This is a genomic window from Tardiphaga sp. 768_D3_N2_1, assembly GCF_052076105.1.
Lineage (GTDB): Bacteria > Pseudomonadota > Alphaproteobacteria > Rhizobiales > Xanthobacteraceae > Tardiphaga.
In genome coordinates this window covers 6,004,429-6,025,667 of record NZ_CP197245.1, presented here as the reverse complement: position 1 = coordinate 6,025,667, position 21,239 = coordinate 6,004,429, and the positions used below count along the sequence as shown (strand labels likewise).

The 21,239-nt window shown below is 61.4% G+C and carries 20 protein-coding genes; 14 read left to right on the top strand and 6 right to left on the bottom strand.

All coding sequences use genetic code 11. From position 1 onward, the window contains the following. Positions 1-109: 109 nt before the first annotated feature. Positions 110-745, top strand: a complete 636-nt coding sequence (locus tag AB8A27_RS28300) for a LysE family translocator (protein ID WP_441244739.1) — start codon at positions 110-112, stop codon at positions 743-745. Between the two features lie 95 nt (positions 746-840). Here the strand turns inward: AB8A27_RS28300 and AB8A27_RS28295 are convergent, their stop codons facing one another. Further along, positions 841-1,467 carry a glutathione S-transferase family protein gene (locus AB8A27_RS28295; protein WP_441244738.1) on the bottom strand — a complete coding sequence of 209 codons (627 nt, stop codon included), beginning with the start codon at positions 1,465-1,467 and terminating at the stop codon, positions 841-843. A gap of 175 nt (positions 1,468-1,642) precedes the next feature. Between AB8A27_RS28295 and pyrE the strand changes: the two genes are divergently transcribed. The 3 genes from pyrE to AB8A27_RS28280 all read left to right on the top strand — a co-directional run bounded on the left by pyrE (position 1,643) and on the right by AB8A27_RS28280 (position 4,606). Continuing rightward, on the top strand, positions 1,643-2,206 hold the full coding sequence (gene pyrE, locus AB8A27_RS28290; RefSeq protein WP_439065775.1) for an orotate phosphoribosyltransferase: 564 nt from the start codon (positions 1,643-1,645) through the stop codon (positions 2,204-2,206). A 113-nt stretch (positions 2,207-2,319) separates the two neighbouring features. Next, positions 2,320-3,684 (top strand): sodium:proton antiporter, encoded by a 1,365-nt coding sequence (locus AB8A27_RS28285; RefSeq protein ID WP_441245063.1) that lies wholly within the window; start codon positions 2,320-2,322, stop codon positions 3,682-3,684. A gap of 100 nt (positions 3,685-3,784) precedes the next feature. Beyond that, the gene (locus AB8A27_RS28280; RefSeq protein ID WP_441244737.1) at positions 3,785-4,606 is read left to right on the top strand and encodes a DUF2865 domain-containing protein; all 822 of its coding nucleotides are present in this window, start codon (positions 3,785-3,787) and stop codon (positions 4,604-4,606) included. A gap of 1 nt (position 4,607) precedes the next feature. Here the strand turns inward: AB8A27_RS28280 and AB8A27_RS28275 are convergent, their stop codons facing one another. Further along, entirely contained in the window at positions 4,608-5,039 is a 432-nt protein-coding gene (locus AB8A27_RS28275; RefSeq protein ID WP_441244736.1) for a hypothetical protein, read from the bottom strand. 229 nt (positions 5,040-5,268) lie between these two features. On the opposite strand from AB8A27_RS28275, the gene AB8A27_RS28270 reads away from it, so the two are divergent. Next, positions 5,269-7,800 (top strand): glycogen/starch/alpha-glucan phosphorylase, encoded by a 2,532-nt coding sequence (locus AB8A27_RS28270; RefSeq protein ID WP_441245062.1) that lies wholly within the window; start codon positions 5,269-5,271, stop codon positions 7,798-7,800. Between the two features lie 12 nt (positions 7,801-7,812). On the opposite strand, the gene AB8A27_RS28265 is transcribed toward AB8A27_RS28270, so the two are convergent. The 3 genes from AB8A27_RS28265 to AB8A27_RS28255 form a co-directional block, all read right to left on the bottom strand. Beyond that, positions 7,813-8,250, bottom strand: a complete 438-nt coding sequence (locus AB8A27_RS28265; protein WP_441244735.1) for an EamA family transporter — start codon at positions 8,248-8,250, stop codon at positions 7,813-7,815. A 183-nt stretch (positions 8,251-8,433) separates the two neighbouring features. Next, positions 8,434-10,047, bottom strand: coding sequence for a phosphoenolpyruvate carboxykinase (locus AB8A27_RS28260; RefSeq protein ID WP_441244734.1), 1,614 nt, complete (start codon positions 10,045-10,047; stop codon positions 8,434-8,436). A 183-nt stretch (positions 10,048-10,230) separates the two neighbouring features. Then, on the bottom strand, positions 10,231-10,968 hold the full coding sequence (locus tag AB8A27_RS28255; protein WP_441244733.1) for a HugZ family protein: 738 nt from the start codon (positions 10,966-10,968) through the stop codon (positions 10,231-10,233). A gap of 214 nt (positions 10,969-11,182) precedes the next feature. Here AB8A27_RS28255 and AB8A27_RS28250 point away from each other — a divergent pair, with 214 nt between their 5' ends. From AB8A27_RS28250 to AB8A27_RS28230, 5 genes are all read left to right on the top strand, one after another. Next, entirely contained in the window at positions 11,183-11,884 is a 702-nt protein-coding gene (locus AB8A27_RS28250) for a response regulator transcription factor (RefSeq protein ID WP_441244732.1), read from the top strand. Positions 11,885-12,008: 124 nt separating this feature from the next. After that, a complete protein-coding gene (locus AB8A27_RS28245; RefSeq protein WP_092141780.1) occupies positions 12,009-13,811 on the top strand; it encodes a sensor histidine kinase in 1,803 nt (600 codons plus the stop codon). A gap of 17 nt (positions 13,812-13,828) precedes the next feature. Beyond that, positions 13,829-14,332 (top strand): HPr kinase/phosphorylase, encoded by a 504-nt coding sequence (locus AB8A27_RS28240; protein ID WP_441245061.1) that lies wholly within the window; start codon positions 13,829-13,831, stop codon positions 14,330-14,332. 131 nt (positions 14,333-14,463) lie between these two features. Further along, a complete protein-coding gene (locus AB8A27_RS28235; RefSeq protein ID WP_068733893.1) occupies positions 14,464-14,865 on the top strand; it encodes a PTS sugar transporter subunit IIA in 402 nt (133 codons plus the stop codon). Beyond that, positions 14,862-15,164 carry an HPr family phosphocarrier protein gene (locus AB8A27_RS28230; protein WP_441244731.1) on the top strand — a complete coding sequence of 101 codons (303 nt, stop codon included), beginning with the start codon at positions 14,862-14,864 and terminating at the stop codon, positions 15,162-15,164. The genes AB8A27_RS28235 and AB8A27_RS28230 overlap by 4 nt, the downstream gene beginning before the upstream one ends. A 33-nt stretch (positions 15,165-15,197) precedes the next feature. Here AB8A27_RS28230 and AB8A27_RS28225 read toward each other — a convergent pair whose 3' ends face one another. Continuing rightward, entirely contained in the window at positions 15,198-16,829 is a 1,632-nt protein-coding gene (locus AB8A27_RS28225) for a glycosyltransferase family 39 protein (RefSeq protein ID WP_441244730.1), read from the bottom strand. Positions 16,830-16,954: 125 nt separating this feature from the next. Here AB8A27_RS28225 and lepA point away from each other — a divergent pair, with 125 nt between their 5' ends. From lepA to AB8A27_RS28205, 4 genes are all read left to right on the top strand, one after another. Beyond that, a complete protein-coding gene (lepA, locus tag AB8A27_RS28220) occupies positions 16,955-18,760 on the top strand; it encodes a translation elongation factor 4 (protein ID WP_441244729.1) in 1,806 nt (601 codons plus the stop codon). A 151-nt stretch (positions 18,761-18,911) separates the two neighbouring features. Beyond that, positions 18,912-19,259, top strand: coding sequence for a DUF1801 domain-containing protein (locus AB8A27_RS28215; RefSeq protein ID WP_441244728.1), 348 nt, complete (start codon positions 18,912-18,914; stop codon positions 19,257-19,259). A 44-nt stretch (positions 19,260-19,303) separates the two neighbouring features. Further along, the gene (locus AB8A27_RS28210; protein ID WP_441244727.1) at positions 19,304-19,834 is read left to right on the top strand and encodes a hypothetical protein; all 531 of its coding nucleotides are present in this window, start codon (positions 19,304-19,306) and stop codon (positions 19,832-19,834) included. 145 nt (positions 19,835-19,979) lie between these two features. Further along, the gene (locus AB8A27_RS28205; RefSeq protein ID WP_441244726.1) at positions 19,980-21,200 is read left to right on the top strand and encodes an ABC transporter substrate-binding protein; all 1,221 of its coding nucleotides are present in this window, start codon (positions 19,980-19,982) and stop codon (positions 21,198-21,200) included. Positions 21,201-21,239: the final 39 nt, after the last annotated feature.

Genomic DNA, 21,239 nt, shown 5'->3' with positions numbered 1-21,239 from the left:
TGGAACAGGCATCGCCGATAGATTCGCCTATCTGCGATGCTGAATCCGGAATGGTTGAGCGTCATCCCGTGGGCTACAAAACGACCATTCCCAGCCTGCGATCGGTCCCATGCCCCATCTCACATCCCTGCTCGGTTTCGCCCTCGTCTCGCTCGGCATGGTGCTGACGCCGGGGCCGAACATGATCTATCTGATCTCGCGCTCGATCACGCAGGGGCCGGCGGCCGGCATGGTGTCGCTCGGCGGCGTGGCACTGGGCTTCATCTTCTACATGCTTTGTGCGGCCTTCGGCATCACCGCGCTGCTGTTCGCGGTGCCCTATGCCTATGATGCGTTGCGCCTCGCCGGCGCGGCCTATCTGCTGTGGCTGGCCTGGCAGGCGTTGAAGCCGAACGGACGCTCGCCGTTCCAGGTCAGGAAGCTGGCCATCGACAGCCCGCGCAAGCTGTTCGTCATGGGCTTCGTCACCAATCTGCTCAATCCGAAGATCGCGATGCTTTATCTGGCGCTGCTGCCGCAGTTCATCGATCCTACGGCGGGCAGCGTGCTGACGCAGTCGCTGGTGCTCGGATCGACCCAGACCATCATCAGCGTCGGCGTCAACGGACTGATCGCACTCGGCGCCGGGTCGATCGCCCTGTTTCTCGGCGAGCGACCGACCTGGCTCAAGCTGCAGCGCTGGCTGACGGGGACGGTGCTCGCCGGCCTCGCCGTGCGGATGGCGCTGGAGACGAAGCGGGCCTAGAGCCTCGCTTCTGCTAGAAGCAGAACCGAGGCCTGGCTTTTTGTTTTGACGCGTTTTCTTGATGCGAACCGGTACCCACTTCGCTCGAAAACGCTTTAATCCAGCTTCGCTTCCATGCCGCGCTTCACGCCCGGACGGGCCATCAGCGTATCGTACCAGCGGCCGACATTCGGGAAATCCGCGAATGACACCTTGTGGCGCTCGTGGCGCCAGGCCCAGCCGAGAATGGCGAAATCGGCCACCGACAGCGCGCCGGCAACGAATTCATGGTCGGCTAGGCGACGATCCAGCACGCCGTAGAGCCGGCGGGTCTCATCGGAATAGCGCTTCAGCCCGTAGGCGCGCTGGGACTGGTCCTCCAGCGCGATGAAATGATGCACCTGGCCGGGCATCGGGCCGAAGCCCCCCATCTGCCACATCAGCCATTCCAGCACCGGAATCCGCTCGCCGAGGGATTTTGGCAGGAACTTGCCGGTCTTCTCGCCGAGATAGAGCAGGATGGCGCCCGATTCGAACACGCTGACCGGCTTGCCGTCCGGCCCGTCGGGATCGACGATGGCCGGAATCTTGTTGTTCGGGCTGATTTTCAGGAATTCGGGCTTCATCTGCTCGCCCTTGCCGATATGCACCGGGAATACCTTGTAGGGCAGGCCCATTTCCTCCAGCGCGACGGAGATTTTGCGGCCGTTCGGCGTATTCCAGGTGTGCAGCTCGATAGTCATGCGATTCCTCTTCCAGTCTTGTCCGATTTTGTTGCCCGGTCTGTAGCATCGTCCTGATGAGCGGTAAAACGGCCGGAGAGTGTTGACGACGCCCGCGCCAGTCTGGAATGTGCCGGAAAGCGCCGATAGATTGCGCCCGGTTCAGCACAGAGACCGTTTCAGCAGAGACATGCCATTGACCAAATCAGCCGCCCGCGCCCGCCTGTTCGAGATCATCCGCGACCGTTCGTTCGGTTATGGCGAGATCACGCTGGCTTCGGGCCGCAAGAGTAATTTCTATTTCAACCTGAAGCCCACCATGTGCGACCCGGAAGGCGCAGCGCTGCTGGCCGAGCTGACCTATGACGCGCTGCGCGACGACAATCTCGATTATGTCGGCGGGCTTGAGATGGGCGCTGTGCCGCTGGCCGGTGCGCTGGCGCAGCTCTCCTGGCTGAAGAACCATCCGATCGCCGCCTTCTTCGTCCGCAAGAAGCCGAAGGAACATGGCGCACGCCTCGCTGTCGAAGGTCTCGCCAAGGGCGAAACGCTGGAAGGCAAGCGCATCGTCATCGTCGAGGACGTCACCACCACTGGTGGCTCGGCTGTGAAGGCACTCGAAGCCGTGCGCGAGGCCGGCGGCGAAGTTGTGCTGGTCTTCACCATGGTCGACCGCGACGAGGGCGCCGCCGAGACCTTCGCCAAGGCAGGCGTGGCGTTTCGCTCGCTTTACAAGGCCGGCGAATTTCTGAAGGGTTGACCCTTCATCGGCTCCGTTCGCGCTTTACGCGCAAGGACGCAGTGAAAGGTCACATTTTGCTTCGCTTCATCGCCCTCGCTGCTTTCGCCCTCAGTATCACGCTTACGCCCGACATGGCGCATGCAGCCGAAGGGGGCCTCGATGGCACCAAGCTGTCGCTGCTGTGGGCACTGCCGTTCGCCGGGATCCTGCTGTGTATCGCCACGGGGCCGGTGCTCTATCATCACCTGTGGGAGTACCATTACGGCAAGTTCGCAGCCTTCTGGGCCGCGCTGGTGATTGTACCGCTGCTGCTCGTCACCGACACAACGACCGTGGTGCACACGCTCTCCCACACCGTGCTGCTCGAATACATGCCCTTCATCCTGCTGCTGCTGGCGCTGTTCACCGTGGCCGGCGGCATCTATCTCGAAGGCAATCTGCATAACAGCGTTTTCACCAATACAGCGCTGCTCGGTTTCGGCACGCTGATGGCCAGCGTAGTCGGCACCACCGGCGCCTCGATGATTCTGATCAGGCCGCTGATCCGCGCCAATGACGATCGCCGCACCAACGTCCATGTTGTGGTGTTCTTCATTTTCCTCGTCTCCAATATCGGCGGCTCGCTGTCGCCGCTCGGCGATCCCCCGCTGTTTCTCGGCTTCCTGCGGGGCGTCGATTTCTTCTGGACCACTGTGCACATTTTTCCGGACACGCTGTTCGCGGCAGGCATCGTGCTGGCCATCTTCATGGTGCTCGATGTCTGGCTACATCACCGCGAAAGAAACCAGCCGGCGAAGAAAGATCCGACGCCGGACTCGCCCTTGCACCTGCATGGCAAGATCAACCTGCTGCTGCTGGTCGTGATCATCGGCGCGATCCTGATGAGCGCGAGCTGGAAGCCCGGCATCTCGTTCACCGTGCTCGGCACGCCACTCGCATTGCAGGATCTACTGCGCGACGCGATTTTCGTGGCGGTCACCCTTGCCTCGCTGTGGCTGACCAGGTCCGAATATCGCAAGGCCAATGATTTCACCTGGAGTCCAATCCAGGAAGTGGCACTGCTGTTCGCCGGCATTTTCATCTGCATCGTGCCTGTGATGGCGATGCTGCAAGCCGGGGCACAGGGGCCGTTCGCGCCGCTGGTTGCTCTCGTCAGCCACGCCGACGGCACACCGAACAACGCGGCCTATTTCTGGCTGACCGGCATCCTCTCGTCGTTCCTCGACAACGCCCCGACCTATCTGGTGTTCTTCGAACTGGCCGGCGGTGACGCCAAGACATTGATGGCATCGGGCGCGGCGACGCTGGCGGCGATTTCAGCCGGCGCGGTGTTCATGGGCGCCAACACCTATATCGGGAACGCGCCGAACTTCATGGTCTACGCCATTGCCCGCGACGCCGGCATCAGGATGCCGAGCTTCTTCGGCTATCTGCTGTGGTCCGGCGCCGTGCTGATCCCGGTCTTCCTGCTCATGACATGGGTGTTTTTCATCTAGGCAACCTGCGTGGTTACCACTCGTTTACCATGACGCCCTAACGTGACACCGCACCGGAGCGTGTTCGCTCCGACACTGACATGCGGTCGCGGAGCTGGCGTTGCGTCACAATCGAAAATCGTCGCGTGTCGTGCGTCCCCTGGTGCTGCTGACGGCCATGAGCCTCATCGCGCTGCCTCCCCAGATGGCATCTGCGCAGAATTTCTTCGACTTCCTGTTCGGCGGCAGCCAGTCTCAGAAACAGCAACAGCGTCGTGGCGCCCCGCCGGCCGAAAGCAATTTCTTCTCGGATCCGTTCGGCCTCAACACGCCAACCGAAACGCCGCCACCCCAACGCAGCGCATCCATTGGCGGCTCCGGGCCTGCCTTCTGCGTACGCACCTGCGACGGCAAGTATTTTCCGCTCGGCCGCGGCATGAGCCCGGCCCAGATGTGCCAGGCGTTCTGCCCGGCCGCGACCACCAAGGTCCTGTTCGGCAGCAGCATCGAAAGCGCCTCGTCGAGCACCGGCGAGCGCTACAACGATCTCGAAAACGCCTTCGCCTATCGCAAAGCACTGAAGGCCGACTGCACCTGCAACGGCCGCGATCCCTCGGGTCTCGCGCCGGTCGATCTCACGCTCGACACATCGCTGCGTCCCGGCGATGTGATCGCCACCACCAATGGCCTTGTCGCTTTCTCGGGCGTCCGTACCGGCAACACCCAGACCGCGGAATTCACGCCAGTTGCGAATTATCCCGGCCTGACCTCGGATGTTCGTGCCCGGCTCGGCGAAATGAAAGTCGCGCCGGTGTCCGCCGAAATGATCAACGACGAAGCGCCGATGTCGGAGGCCGCGCGTGATGTAGCGCCGGCTGCTGCCACGACCGTCGTCCCGAAGAACCTGCCGGCTGCCCGCGCCAAGCGCGCCGAGCTTCAGTAACTCATCGCCCGACGATGACGCCGATCACGTTCGGCGCCGAGAGATACTTCTCCTCGATCTCGGCACGCGCCGCCGCGCGGTTCTCCGGCGTGAGCAATCCGCGCTTCTCGGCGAGGATCATCCAGCAATAGCCCCACCAGTCCGTCAGCATGCCATGGTCGTCGACGAGGTCGTAGCCCTGCTCGGCCGCAAAGATCCGCGCATGTGCCTCGTCGAGCTGATCGAGCCAGGCATGGTCCTTCAGTGAGAACAGCTCATCGCTGATGTCATCCGTCGTATAACCCCACACGGACAGGCAAACGCCGTTGAACTCGCGATCGATCTGATCGTCATCGATTGGATGCCGCCGCGCCATCAAATGCAGTCGCGACAGCGACCGCGCGAAGTCGGCGATCCGGGTGAGAGCAAACTGATCGAAGGCAATGGTGGACATCTAGTCCTCGCGAGCTTGAACAGACCATAGATATTGTAGGCGAAGGCAACGAATCACCTCGGAATATCAATAGCTTACTAATTTGTTCTTAATTTGTTCCATTATTTATCCGTCCGTTCTCGCGCGCGTGCTCAAATCCCGGGCAGTTCCATGGCAAAAGCTCGCCACCCCCACGGGTTCCGGGAGCAGTCAAATGCGCGTATGATTTTGGTCAGTGACACAGCTCAGGATGGCCGGTTTGTCAGATCAATCAGTCCCAGCGAAATTCCAGCCCGAGAATACGCCTGTCGACGAGCTGGCGCTTGCCGACATTAAGAGCGCCATTCTCGTCAAGCTGAGGCTGGCAATCGGCAAGGAAGCCGCTTTCGCCACCAGACACGACTGGTACAAGGCTGCCGCCCTGACGCTGCGCGACCGCATGGTGCATCGCTGGCTGACCTCGGACAAGGAGAGCTACGATGCTGGCCGCAAGCGGGTCTATTACCTCTCGCTGGAATTCCTGATCGGCCGCCTGTTCACCGACGCGCTGAACAATATGGGCCTGCTACCGCTGTTCGAAGCGGCGCTCGGCGATCTCGGTGTCGGCCTCGACGAACTCCGCAAATGCGAGCCGGATGCGGCGCTTGGCAATGGCGGTCTCGGCCGCCTCGCCGCCTGCTTCATGGAGAGCATGGCGACACTCGGCATTCCCGCTTACGGCTACGGCATCCGCTACGACTTCGGCCTGTTCAAGCAGGTCATCTCGCACGGCGTGCAGCAGGAATATCCCGACGAATGGCTGGGCTTCGGCAATCCGTGGGAACTGCCGCGCCGCGAGGTGACGTATAACGTCTATTTCGGTGGCAGCACCGAAACCATCAATGACGGCAAGGGTCGCGTGCAGGTGATCTGGCATCCCGGCGAGACCGTCGAGGCTGTTGCCTATGACACCCCCATCGTCGGCTGGCGCGGCCAGCATGTAAACGCGCTGCGGCTGTGGTCGGCGCGCGCGCCAGATCCGCTGCGGCTCGACGTCTTCAACACTGGCGACTATGTCAGCGCCAGCGCCGAGCAGGCGCGCGCCGAGGCCATCTGCAAGTTCCTCTATCCGAATGACGAGAGCGCCGCCGGCCGCGAATTGCGGCTGCGCCAGGAATACTTCTTCGTCTCCGCCTCACTGCAGGATCTCGTCAAGCGACACCTGCATTCCGACGGCAATCTGCGCGGCCTCGCCAACAAGGCCGCGGTGCAGATGAACGACACGCATCCGAGCCTCGCCATTGCGGAGCTGATGCGCATCCTGGTCGATCAGCACAACATGCGCTGGGATGCCGCCTGGCAGATCACCAACGCGACCTTGTCCTACACCAACCACACGCTGCTGCCCGAAGCGCTGGAGACCTGGCCGGTCGAACTGTTCCAGCGTCTGCTGCCGCGGCATCTCGAAATCATCTACCGCATCAACGAGGCGCATCTCGATCGCGCCGATGCGACGCGCCCCGGCGACACCACCTACCGCGCTTCGGTCTCGATCATCGACGAGACGTCAGGTCGTCGCGTGCGCATGGGCAATCTCGCTTTCATCGGCTCGCACCGCATCAATGGCGTGTCGGCGATGCATTCGGAGCTGATGAAGGAGACCGTGTTCCACGATCTCAACCAGCTCTATCCCGGACGCATCACCAACAAGACCAACGGCATCACCTTCCGCCGCTGGCTGATGCTGGCCAATCCGAAACTCACTGATCTGTTGCGCGCCACCTGCGGCGAGGCCGTACTCGACGATCCCACTCGGCTGATCAAGCTCGAAGCCTTCGCCGGCGACGCCGCGTTCCAGCAGGAATTCCGCAAGGTCAAGCATCACAACAAACTCGCGCTGGCGCGTGTGATCGGCGAGAAACTCGGCGTGCAAGCCGATCCGTCTGCGCTGTTCGATGTGCAGATCAAGCGCATTCACGAATACAAGCGACAACTGCTCAACCTCATTGAAACAGTCGCGCTGTATCAGGCGATCAAAGACGAACCCAACAAGGACTGGGTGCCGCGCGTCAAGATTTTCGCCGGCAAGGCGGCGGCAAGCTATCGCTATGCCAAGCTGATCATCCGCCTCATCAACGATGTCGCCACTGTCGTGAACAACGATACGACGATCGGCGGCAAGCTGAAGGTCGCGTTCCTGCCGGACTACAATGTCAGCCTGGCGGAAGTCATCATTCCTGCGGCCGATCTGTCCGAACAGATCTCGACCGCAGGCATGGAAGCCTCCGGCACCGGCAATATGAAGCTCTCGCTGAACGGCGCGCTGACCATCGGCACGCTGGACGGCGCCAATATCGAAATCCGCGACAATGTCGGCCCGGAGAACATCGCGATCTTCGGTATGACCGCTGCCGAGGTGGTTGAGCGCCGCGCCAAGGGTCTCGACGCCTCCGACGTGATCAACAAGTCGCCCAATCTCGGCCGCGCGATCCAGGCCATCGAGACCGGCGCGTTCTCGCCGGATGATCCTGGCCGTTATGCTTCCGTCGGACACGCGTTGCGCCATCTCGATCACTATGTGGTTTCGGCCGACTTCGACTCCTATTACGAAGCCCAGCGCGGCATCGACACGCGGTGGAAGGCCGGCTCAGCCTGGAGCCGCGCCGCTATTCTCAACACCGCCCGGATGGGCTGGTTCTCGTCGGACCGCACCATCCGCGAATATGCCGATGATATCTGGGGTGTGCCGATTGCCGGCGATCTGCCGGGCACACCGAGCCTGCAGGCACGAAAGGCGACGTGAGCGCGGCGGTGCTCACGCGCGATACGCGACGAGCACCGCGCCGCAGGCGATCAGGATGACGCCGAGCCAGTTCGGCAGCGACAGTTTCTCGCCGAGAAACAACACGGCAAACACTGCCACGAACACCACACTGAGCTTGTCGATCGGCGCCACCTGCGCGGCATTGCCAAGCTTGAGTGCGCGGAAATAGCAGATCCACGACGCGCCGGTCGCCAATCCCGACAGCACGAGGAAAAACCACGTCTTCGGCGAAACCGCCGACGGCGATTGCCAGTTGCCCGTCACATAAACCATCATGCCGGCGGCAAAGAGAATGACGATGGTGCGGATGAACGTCGCGAAGTCCGAATTGACGTTCTCGATGCCGACCTTGGCGAAAATCGCCGTGAGCGCCGCAAAGGCCGCGGACAGCAGCGCCCAGAACGGCCAGGAGAGCATGACGTTTTTCATGCCGCAAACCGTATTCTCTCGGTCGTCATTGCGAGGAGCCTTTGCGACGAAGCAATCCAAGCTTGGCTTGTAGCACTGGATTGCTTCGCTACGCTCGCAATGACGATCTTAAATTTTGTCCATCAAATGAAAAGGGCGACCTTGCGGTCGCCCTCTCGAATTTATCGCTGATACAACGACGTCTTACTCAGCCGCAATCTTCACATCCGGCGCGGCGGCGCGGACTTCCGCATCGACCTGCGCTTCGAACTTGGCGAAGTTCTTCTGGAACATGCCGACCAGCTTGCGTGCGGTGGCATCGAACTCGGCCTTGTCCTTCCAGGTGTTGACGGGATCGAGGATTTCCGCCGGCACGCCGTCCAGCGCAGTCGGGACCGCGAAGCCGAAATACTTGTCGGTGCGGAACTCAACGTTGCGGAGCGAACCGTTCAGCGCGGCCGTCAGCAGCGCGCGGGTCACCTTGATCGGCATGCGCGAACCGACGCCATACTTGCCGCCGGTCCAGCCGGTATTCACCAGCCAGCAGTCGACATTGTGCTTGGCGATCAGGTCGCGCAGCATGTTGCCATAGACCGACGGATCGAGCGGAAGGAACGGCGAGCCGAAACAGGTCGAGAATTCCGGCTCGGGATCGTTGCCGAGACCGCGCTCGGTGCCCGCCACCTTGGCCGTGTAGCCGGACAGGAAGTGATACATCGCCTGCGCCGGGGTCAGCTTGGCGATCGGCGGCAGCACGCCGAATGCGTCGGCGGCGAGCATCACCACGTTCTTCGGCTGCGGCGCGCGGCCGGTGCGCGAGGCGTTCGGAATGAAGTCGAGCGGATAGGCCGAACGGGTGTTCTCGGTCTTCGAGCCGTCGTCGAAATCCGGCAGGCGCGTATTGGCGTCGAGCACGACGTTTTCCAGCACCGCGCCGAAGCGCTTGCTCGCCGCATAGATCGCCGGCTCGGCTTCCTCGGAGAGCTTGATGGTCTTGGCGTAGCAGCCGCCTTCGAAATTGAAGATACCGTCCTTGCCCCAGCCATGCTCGTCATCGCCGATCAGTGTGCGCTTTGGATCGGCCGAGAGCGTGGTCTTGCCGGTGCCGGACAGGCCGAAGAAGATCGCGCTGTCGCCGTCGGGGCCGACATTGGCCGAGCAATGCATCGGCAGCACGCCCTTGGCGGGCAGATAGTAGTTCAGCGTGGTGAAGACCGACTTCTTCATCTCGCCGGCATAATAAGACCCGCCGATCAGGACGATCTTGCGGGCGAAATCGATGGCCACGACGTTCTCCGAGCGCACGCCATGACGTTTGGGATCGGCCTTGAAGCTCGGCAGATCGATGATGGTCAGTTCAGGCACGAAGTCCTTCAACGCAGCAGCTTCCGGGCGGATCAGCAGCGTGCGGATGAACAGGGAGTGCCATGCGAGTTCGGTGAACACGCGGGTCTTGATCTGGAAACTCGGATCGGCGCCGCCGTAAAGGTCCTGCGCGAACAGGGTCATGCCTTCGGCGTGCTTCTTGAAATCGATATAGAGCGCTTCGAACTGCTCCGGCGTGATCGCCTGATTGCCAGCCCACCACATCTGTTCGGTGGAAGCGTCCTTGACGGTAAACTTGTCCTTCGGGCTGCGGCCGGTGAATTCACCCGTGTCAGCGCAAAGCGCGCCATCGGACGACAATTCGGCTTCGCCATTGCGCAGCGAATATTCGTAAAGCTGCGGCGCGCCGAGATTCCAGTTCACCGCTTTGAGATTTTTCAGTCCGAATTTGTCGGCGCCATAGGCACCGTTACGTACGCCCGTCTCTTGCACGGAATATTCCTCCTTGAGTCCGCATATCCGACCTGTGCGACTGTCTTCAATCGCACGTCAGCAGCGGTAGCCTTCATTATAACCACCCAGGCCGTAACCCGGCGATCTAATAGTGACGAAGATGTGAAATGCCAAGCTGCTGTCCGCATATTTGGTTTATTGCGGCACGGCACTTGATACCGATCAATTATTTAAAGCGCGGGCCTGCTCTGCGAGTTCCTTAAGGACCTGCCGCAGCGCACCCGGAGTGACAATCCGCCGCGGAAAATCCAGCCGGATCACCGTCGCGCCGTTCTGCAGATCCATGCCGTCCGGATCGCATCCGGTGCAGCGCCAATCGCCCGCGTCAGCGTGCAGAAGCTTCGTTGCATAGAGATTGAGCGCATCAAGATGATCGGCGTTCATATGGGCAACGGCGCCCTCCTCGGCCTCCAGCATGCCGTCGGCATCGGAGAGATCGGTCAGAAACTGCTCCGGCTTCAGGTCGTTGATGCGGCCAAAGCCAGCCACCAGATGGGCGCCCTTCGGCTTGATCCGGAAGAACGAAAAATCCTTAAAATCCACAAAGACTTGTGCGGATGGATGGACGCTGAGATAGCGCCGGCGCAGCAGCGGTTTTTCACTGTCGCTGGCCTCCTGCGCAATACCTCCGAGCATGATGCGTGCACCCTCCAGCGGGTCACCCGGCGCCCGCTCATCCAGCATCAGCGAGACGCGGGCATCCGCCAGGATATTGCGGGTATGCAGCGCCATCCGCGAAATCAGCAGAATCGGCGAGCCATCCGGGTGGCTGGCGACATTGGCCAGCGCACAATACGGATCGCCGCTGCCGACGCTCAGGGTGGCCAGGGCGCCCTGTCGGCTGCGCCGCAACAGCGACCGGGTGACGCGCGAAGGGTCGAAATCAGGGGTCGGCTGCATGGTTAAATCCCGTATTTCATTGCAAAAAGTGGCTTTTTCTTCTTACGCGGGAGGTCTATACATCTATGGAACCTACGCGTCATTCAAGCGTTCAGGGAACTTGGCCACACTTCAGCCCAGCTTGCATTGCTCGTTGACTGTGTTCTTAAGGCCACCTCATCGGCGGATGATCGAATTCTGCCGGATAGCCCATCCCGCTTCGGAAAGCAGGCTCATGCCAACTATTGCTCTGGTCGACGACGACCGTAACATTCTCACATCCGTATCGATCGCGCTGGAAGCCGAAGGCTACCGCATCATGACCTATACGGATGGTGCTTCCGCACTCGATGGCTTCCGCACCAGCCAGCCGGACCTCGCGATCCTCGATATCAAGATGCCCCGCATGGATGGCATGGAGACATTGCGCCGTCTGCGCCAGAAGTCGGATCTGCCGGTGATCTTCCTGACGTCGAAGGACGAAGAGATCGACGAGCTGTTCGGCCTGAAAATGGGCGCCGACGATTTCATCCGCAAGCCGTTCTCGCAGCGCCTGCTGGTGGAGCGCGTCAAAGCCGTACTGCGCCGTGCTGCACCGAAGGATCCGACTGCGGTTCCGAAAGAGACCGACGCCAAGGCATTGGATCGCGGGTTGTTGCGCATGGACCCTGAGCGCCACACCTGCACCTGGAAGAACGAACCGGTGACGCTCACCGTCACTGAATTCCTGATCCTGCAGGCGCTGGCCACGCGCCCCGGCGTGGTAAAGAGCCGCAATGCGCTGATGGACGCGGCTTATGACGATCAGGTCTATGTCGACGATCGCACCATCGACAGCCACATCAAGCGCCTGCGCAAGAAGTTCAAGGTCGTCGACGACGACTTCGAAATGATCGAGACGCTTTACGGCGTTGGTTATCGTTTCAAGGAAACCTGATCCAGAGACCAGCAGCACGGTTGGAGCCTGACGGCTCAGCCGTGCTGCGCTAGAATGTGCATGCGCAGCAATGAGTGCCGCGCAGCGCTTCGCAGATATCGACAACAACCGGGCAGTTTTGGCATTGCTGGATCGTACGCAGCCTGATGAAAGCCTGGACGTGGACGGCACCTTGCCGAATACGGCAGGCAGCGATGATCGCGAACGTCGCGGCTGGCAACGCCCGCTCGACTGGCTGCGCCGCGCCCGGCAGTTCTTCGTTGCGCTGACCTTTTCAAGTCTGACGCGCCGCATCGTCTCGCTCAACCTCGCCGGCCTCTGCGCGCTGGTCGCCAGCATCCTCTATCTTTCGCAGTTTCGCGCCGGCCTGATCGACGCGCGTGCGCAGAGCTTGCTGGTCCAGGCAGAAATCATCGCCAGCGCCATTGCCGCTTCGGCGACCGTCGAAACCAATACGATCACGATCGATCCCGACCGCTTGCTCGACCTCAAGCCCGGCGAGACCTATGGCGTGCCGGACGAACTCTCAGGCCTCGATTTCCCGATCAATCCCGAGCGCGTTGCGCCGGTGCTGCGGCGGTTGATCTCCCCGACCAAGACGCGCGCGCGCATCTACGACCGCGACGGCGTGCTGATCCTCGACAGCCGCAGCCTTTATGGCCGCGGCGATGTGCTTCGTTTCGAACTGCCCCCGCCGACCACCGAAAAGCCCGGCTTCGCCGAACGCACAATGATTGCGATCCGAACCTGGCTCAATCGCGGCGACCTGCCGCTGTATCGCGAACTCGGCCCGGAAAACGGCAACGGCTATCAGGAAGTGCAGCAGTCGCTCGACGGCCTGAAGAGCAGCATGGTGCGCATCAACGAACGGGGCGAAGTCATCGTTTCGGTCGCCGTCCCGGTGCAACGTTTCCGCGCCGTACACGGTTCGCTGATGCTGTCGACTCAGGGCGACGACATCGACCAGATGGTGACCGCCGAACGTCTCGCCATTCTGAAGGTCTTCGCGGTGGCCGCCGTGGTGATGATCGTACTGTCGCTGCTGCTGGCTTCGACCATCGCGGGTCCCGTGCGACGGCTGGCCGACAGCGCCGAGCGCGTTCGCCGTCGCATCCGCACGCGCGTCGAAATTCCGGACTTCACGCGCCGCCGCGACGAGATCGGGCATCTCTCCGGCGCGCTGCGCGACATGACCGACGCGCTCTATAACCGCATCGAGGCGATCGAGATGTTCGCAGCCGACGTCTCGCACGAACTCAAGAATCCTTTGACCTCGCTGCGCTCCGCCGTGGAAACGCTGCCACTGGCCAAGAACGACAACAGCCGTGGCCGCCTGCTCGCCGTCATTGAGCACGACGTGCGGCGGCTCGACCGGTTGATCTCGGATATTTCCGACGCCAGCCGTCTCGACGCCGAACTGCAGCGCAACGACACTGCGCCCGTGGATGTCCGACGGTTGCTGACCACACTGACCTCTGTCGCCAACGAAACCAAGCTCGGTCATGACGTCGGCGTTGAAGTCCGCTTCGAAGGCGCTGCCACCGACACCTTTTCGGTACCCGGCCACGACTCCCGCCTCGGTCAGGTCATCACCAATCTTGTTACCAATGCACAGTCGTTCTCGACACCGGGCGGCAAGGTGCGGATCGTCTGCCGTCGCCTGAAAGGCAAGATCGAGATCGTCGTCGATGACGACGGCCCCGGCATCGGACTGGATGCGCTCGAACGGATCTTCGAACGCTTTTACACCGACCGCCCGCATCAGGGTTTTGGCCAGAATTCCGGCCTGGGCCTGTCGATCTCCAAGCAGATCGTCGAAGCCCATAGCGGTACGATCTGGGCGGAGAACCGCATCGGCCCGGCCAACGCCGAGGGCGAGATCCCGGTGCTGGGTGCGCGCTTCGTCGTACGGTTGCCGGCCACATGAGCGCGGAGGGCAAAAGCATCCATGCCTCCGCCGTACTGGTCGATGACCGCGCCGTCCTGATCCGGGGGCCGTCCGGCTCCGGAAAATCGCGGCTGGTCTTTGATCTGATCCTCGCCAGCCAGAGTGGACAGCTTCCCGAAGCCATGCTGGTCGGAGACGATCGGGTGCATCTGGATGTCAGGGACGGAAAACTGTGGGTACGGCCGGCGCCCGAACTGGTCGGGCTGCTGGAGATCAGGGGGCTCGGAATCCGGCGTCTGGACTGCGCTACCGGCGCCATCGTCGGGCTGGTGGTCGATCTGGACGCCCCTGACGCCGCGCGCCTGCCAGAGCCGGAAGCGCTCAGAATCACCCTGGAGGGCGTCGAATTGCCCCGAATCCCGGTCGGGACGGGCTTCTCGCCACTACCATTGGTCGTAGCTACACTTACAACAATCGATGGTTTAGCCGCAGTGCGACCTTTGGACGATTGCTCGAAGGGAATTGGTAACCATATTAGTCCCACTATCGCCACCGAATAGACCCGCGTCACCTCCCGCCGCATCCGCGCAATTTAAGGGAGATTCGTGAAGTGCCCTCTTGCATAGGGGCTCTGGATGGTCAAAGTGGCCCTTTCGTGCGGTGCACCAAAAGCACCCACGAGGAGTTTCCGATGATTGGTCTAGTACTTGTGACCCACGGGCGCCTTGCTGACGAGTTTAAGGCGGCGCTTGAACACGTAATGGGTCCGCAAAAACAAATTGAAGCCGTCACGATCGGCGCCGAAGACGATTCCGATTTGTGTCGAAGCGACATTATCGAAGCGGTGAATCGCGTCGACAGCGGCGATGGCGTTGCTATTCTGACCGACATGTTCGGCGGCACACCATCGAATCTGGCGATCTCCTGCATGAGCCGGCCGAAGGTCGAGGTTCTCGCCGGTATCAATCTGCCCATGCTGGTGAAGCTCGCAAAGGTGCGCGAAGAGCGCACACTGCCCGATGCGATCGCCATGGCACAGGAAGCCGGCCGCAAATACGTCACCATCGCCAGCCGCGTTCTCGCCGGCAAATGAGCGACAGCCCGGACGATACGACGGTGTCCGGCGGCGTCTCCCGCGAGATTCCGATTACCAACAAACGCGGCCTTCACGCGCGCGCCTCCGCCAAATTCGTGCAGATGGTCGAGCGCTTCAATGCCGAGGTCACGGTGACGCGCAACGGCGAGACCGTTGGCGGCACATCCATCATGGGCCTGATGATGCTGTCCGCCGGCCCCGGCACCAGCATCTTTGTCGCGGCCAAAGGCGCCGAGGCTCAAGCGGCACTGGATGCGATCACCGAGCTTGTGACCAACAAGTTTGGCGAAGAGTAGCGGCTCACCAAAAGCTGCTTCATCAGCGAAGGGCTATTTCATCGCACCAGGCGCCACCACATAGACATTCCACCGCGTGGTCGTGCCGACATTGCCCTTGAAGAAGCGCCGCGTCGACATCACGATGCGTTCTGCATTCGGCAGGTTATCCTTCATCCACGCTTCGCAGCGATCGAATTTCCAGTCACCCACCAGACAGATTCCGATGAAGCCATTGCGCCTGGCTTCATCCATCGACGTCACGCCTGACGGCCATGGCTCATAGGGTGTCAGCGGCAGCGGATGGTCCGGACTGTAGAACGTCATTTGCTCGGCAACATCCACGAAGCCTACCACGTTACTCCAGCGCGTGTGGAAGCGCTTGTGCCAGACTTCCGTGAGTTCACGCGCAAGCTGTGAATAGGAGATATGGGCGAAATTGCCATTGGCATCGCGCGGCAGTGACGCGATGGCGATCTGCGGCGCAGCGGCGAGCGTGACCAGCGACAGGACCAGCCAGATCGCGGCGAGCCGCACCAGCGCGACCCGCGGCACCTTCAGCGATGGAATCGCGATCACGGCCAGCGGCACCAGGAAGAACAGCGAGATACCCCAATCTGTCTTGATGTAGATGTCGAACAACAGCGCGCCGATGGGCGGGCCGATGGCGACGATGGCCTGGATCAGCCAGATATTCAGCGCCTGATCCTTTCGCACACCGGGATTGGCCGTCAGTGACCACGGCCGCTTTACGAATGCGCGGGGATCGCGCAGCACCAGCACCCACCAGCGCGGGCTCCAGGCCAGCACGGCAGCCGCCAGAACCAGCGGCAACAGCAGCAGCGCGACATTGTGGCCGACATAGCCCCATGCCAGTTGCAGACTCTCCCAGCGCGACGAGATCTTGTAGGTATCGCCGGCGTAGCGAAATGGCGCGTATTCCACGCTCCGCACCCAGTCGACATGCGGAATCATCGCCGCCGCCATCATCGCGATGGCGATCCATGGCGCTGGCGAGCGCAGAAACAACATCCTCTGCGGATGGATCAGCGCGGCCAGCCCGATGGCGCCGATCATCGTCACCACCCAGTATTTGGTCATCAGCGCCAGCGCACCGGCAAGGCCGAGCAACACACCCGAGCGAATCGAGCGTTTCTCGAACGCGTGCAAATAGGCCAGCACCACCAGCGGCAAAGTTACCAGCTGCAGCAGATCCGGATTGTATTTGAAGCCCTTGAAATTGAAGATCGGATAGATCGCGACCATCAGCAGCACGAAAAAAGCGCGGCGACGATCGACCACACGCAGCGCGATCGCCCAGCAAAGGATCATGCCGACACCGACCGTGACCATGGCGAGCAGATAGGTCGCCCAGTCCACCGGCGGGAAAAATCTGAACCAGACACCGGAGATCCAGCCCGACAGCGGCGGATGCTTGCCGTAGCCCATCAGGAACTTGTGCCCCCAGGCATAGCCTTCGGAGACGTCGAAATGGATGTCCTGCGCCGCCTTCACCTGGGTCAGGATCGCGGTCCACAGCACCACATGCGCGATCGTGAAACCGAGCACCAGCAGGACGCTCAATTGCGGATCGGCTGCCCAGGCCACGAGCCGCGCAGCGCCGCGGCGGCCGATCGACAGCAAGCCCCGGCGTTTGGCGGGGGCGGAGGAAGCGATTGTACTCATGGGGCCCTGCCTAGCGCGTTTCGGGCCGGAGTAAAATCAGGATGCCGTGACGGAAACAGGGCTGGGAATCAGGCAAAAGCCCCATTTCGGTTGCCGCATCAGGGCCTGAATGCTATCCCGCGCGCATGACAACTTCCCCGATTTCGAACGTCCGCAACTTCTCCATCGTCGCCCATATCGACCATGGCAAATCGACGCTGGCCGACCGCCTGATCCAGATCACCGGCGGGTTGCAGGCGCGTGAGATGAAGGAGCAGGTGCTCGATTCGATGGATATCGAGCGCGAACGCGGCATCACCATCAAGGCGCAGACCGTCCGGCTGCATTACAAGGCCAAGGACGGCAAGGATTACATCTTCAACCTGATGGACACGCCCGGCCACGTCGACTTCGCCTATGAGGTCTCGCGCTCGCTGGCGGCCTGCGAAGGCGCGCTGCTGGTGGTCGACGCCTCGCAGGGCGTGGAAGCCCAGACGCTTGCCAACGTCTATCACGCACTCGACGCCAATCTCGAAATCGTGCCGATCCTCAACAAGGTGGATCTGCCCGCCGCCGAGCCGGACCAGGTCAAGAAGCAGATCGAGGACGTCATCGGCATCGACGCCTCCGACGCAGTGATGATCTCCGCCAAGACAGGTCTTGGCGTCCCCGACGTGCTGGAAGCCATCGTCACCCGCCTTCCGCCACCGAAGGGCGACCGCGACGCCACGCTGAAGGCCCTGCTGGTTGACAGCTGGTACGACGTCTATCTCGGCGTCGTCGTTCTCGTGCGCGTCGTTGACGGCGTGATGAAGAAGGGCCAGCGCGTCCGCATGATGGGCACCAATGCGGCCTATGACATCGAGCGCGTCGGTTACTTCACGCCGAAGATGGTCAATGTCGACGAGCTCGGCCCCGGCGAGATCGGCTTCATCACCGCCGCGATCAAGGAAGTGGCGGATACCCGCGTCGGCGACACCATCACCGACGATCGCAAGCCGATTACCGAGATGCTGCCGGGCTTCAAGCCCGCCGTCCCCGTGGTGTTCTGCGGCCTGTTCCCTGTCGATGCCGACGATTTCGAGACGCTGCGCGGCGCGATGGGCAAGCTGCGGCTGAATGACGCGTCGTTCTCGTTCGAAATGGAAACCTCGGCTGCGCTGGGCTTCGGCTTCCGCTGCGGCTTCCTTGGATTGCTGCATCTGGAAATCATCCAGGAGCGCCTGAGCCGCGAATTCGATCTCAACCTGATCGCGACTGCGCCAAGCGTGATCTACAAGATGCATCTCACCGACGGCGAGGAGATCGAGATTCACAATCCGATCGACATGCCGGATGTAGTGAAGATCGCCGAGATCGAAGAACCGTGGATCGAAGCCACGATCCTGACGCCCGACGAGTATCTCGGCAGCGTGCTGAAGCTGTGCCAGGAACGCCGTGGCAATCAGAAAGAACTGACTTACGTCGGCACACGCGCGATGGTGAAATACGACCTGCCGCTCAATGAAGTGGTGTTCGATTTCTACGATCGACTGAAGTCGATCTCCAAGGGCTATGCCTCGTTCGACTATCACCTGACCGACTACCGCGCCGCCGATCTCGTCAAGATGCAGATCCTCGTCAATGCCGAGCCGGTGGACGCGCTCTCCATGCTGGTCCACCGCACCCGTGCCGAAGGCCGCGGCCGCGCCATGGTCGAGAAGATGAAGGAACTGATCCCGCCGCACATGTTCGTCATTCCGATTCAAGCGGCGATCGGCGGCAAGGTGATTGCCCGCGAAACCGTCCGCGCCCTGCGCAAGGACGTGACCGCGAAGTGCTATGGCGGCGATATCAGCCGCAAGCGCAAACTTCTGGAGAAGCAGAAGGAAGGCAAGAAGAAGATGCGGCAGTTCGGCAAGGTCGACATCCCGCAGGAAGCGTTCATTGCCGCGCTGAAGGTCGATAGCTGAGGATCGACGGCCGCTGTTCCGATCAGAGGTAGCGCATATGACTGCGATACGGGATGCGAACAGAACGGCGAAGCGACCTCTCCAAGGCTTTTCAGATCCAGCTGTCAAAGCAGCATTCGACCAGCATCCACCGGCGATCAAGGCGCGGCTCATGGCGCTTCGCCAGCTGATCTTCGAGACTGCCGCGGGAATCGACGGTGTCGGTCCGCTCGATGAGACGCTGAAGTGGAAGCAGCCGAGTTATCTCACGACGACAACCGGAAGCGGCAGCACCATCCGGATCGACCGGATCAAGGACACCAACTGGTACGCGCTCTACTTCAACTGCAATACCAATCTGGTTGAAAAATTCCGCGCGCTATATCCGCAGGACCTGGATTACGGCGGCAATCGAAGCATCATCCTCAGCCTCGACGACGAGTTTCCCGAACCCGCCCTGCGCCATTGCATCGGACTGGCGCTCACCTATCACCGAAGCAAACGCAAGCCTCGCTCATAGGCGCAGGCACAGACGCCAGGCCTGAATGACATGGCAGGCGGGGAATGAACGGATCAGCCGGTTGCGGCGACCTATTCTCCATGAGTGGAGATTGCATTCCAGACCCCTACCCCAACAATCTCGCGCACCGCTATGACACAGCGCGCGGATGGTTCGTCGATGCACTGTCTCTGGCTGCGGCCGCCGTCGCCGTATTCCACTACAATCCGACGGGTGTGATCGCCACGGTCATGGTCTTGATTGGCGCTTACGCGGTCGGGAATTTTCTGGGGCAAGTGCTCTGGAGAACCAGCCTGACCTGGCTGTTACTGGTCACCATGCTGATCTATGTCAGCACCTTCTTCTATGCGTCCAGTCACCTCCCGCTGCTCCCGGCCTTGCTCCTTACCCTGTTCCTTCCGGGATTTGCCCAGGCCTATGTGATCTGGGACCTGTGGCCCGCCACGGGCAGCCTGCTGCATCCGATCACCCTGTTCTGTGTAGCCTGGCTCGTCCTGCTGGCGATCTGCATTTTTGAACCGACCACGTTTGGCCGACTGACGTCCTTCATCAAAGCAAGGCGCGGTTGCAGCTAGCGAAGGTTCAATTCCGCCCGGCGCAACGCAGCAGATTTCTGCGACCAAACATCCCTCACGACCGCTCTTGCCTCCTCGCCCCGCGCCCCTCATGCTGCTCCCTACGACGCCGAAAACGGCGCGTATAAAATTTGGGGAGGATTGAATGATCGCGCACCGCACGGTTGCGGCTACGACGTTTGCTGTTTCGCTGCTTTTCGGCGCTTCCGCACTGGCCCAGCAGGCCAATACGCTTCCACTCAAGATCGGCGTGCTCGCCGACTTCGCCTCGGTCTATGCCGACATCGGCGGCCAAGGCAATGTCGAGGCGGCGAAGATCGCCATCGAGGAATTCGGCGGCAAGATGTTCGACAAGCCGATCGAACTGGTCACAGCCGATGCGCTGAACAAAGCCGACGTCGCCGCCACCATCTCACGCAAATGGTATGAGGCCGAGAATGTCGACATGATCATCGACATGCCGACTTCGGCGACCGCGCTGGCCGGCATGGAAATGTCGAAGCAGTTCGAGAAGATCATGATCGTCACGGACGCCGCGTCGTCCGACATCACCGGCAAGTCCTGCTCGCCCTATACCGCGCACTGGACCTACGACACCTATGGCAACGCTCACACAGTCGGCAGCGCCATCGTCAAGCAGGGCGGCGATTCCTGGTACTTCATCACGGCGGACTACCTGTTCGGCCATTCCATCGAACGTGACACCGGCGACGTGGTGCGCGCCGCAGGCGGCAAGGTGGTCGGCAGCGCCAAGCATCCGCTCAACACCGCGGACTTCTCGTCCTTCCTGCTGCAGGCGCAATCGTCCAAGGCCAAGATCATCGGCATGGCCAATGGCGGCGGCGACACCATCAACACCATCAAGCAGGCGTCCGAATTCGGCATCGTCGCCGGCGGCCAGAAGCTCGCGGGCATCGTGATGTTCATCTCCGACATCCACTCGCTCGGCCTGAAGATGGCGCAGGGCCTGATCATCACCGAGGCCTATTACTGGGATCTCAACGATCGCACCCGCGCCTTCGGCAAGAAGTTCTTCGACAGGATGAAGCGCATGCCGACCATGAACCAGGCGGCGACCTACAGCGCCACGCTGCATTATCTCAAATCGGTGCAGGCGGCCGGCACCCGCGCCACCAAGCCGGTGCTGGCGAAGATGCGCGAGATGCCGGTGCGCGACGCCTTCACGGATAACGGCGTCCTGCGCGAAGACGGCCGCATGGTGCACAGCATGTTCCTGCTCGAGGTCAAGAAGCCGGAAGAATCCAAGGCGCCATGGGATTACTACAAGGTGCTTGCGGAAGTCCCTGGCGATCAGGTGTTCCGGCCGATGAAGGATGGCAACTGCCCGTATGTGAAGAAGGACTGAGTTCTAACGCCCGGTCTTGCCTCACACGAACTGGATCGC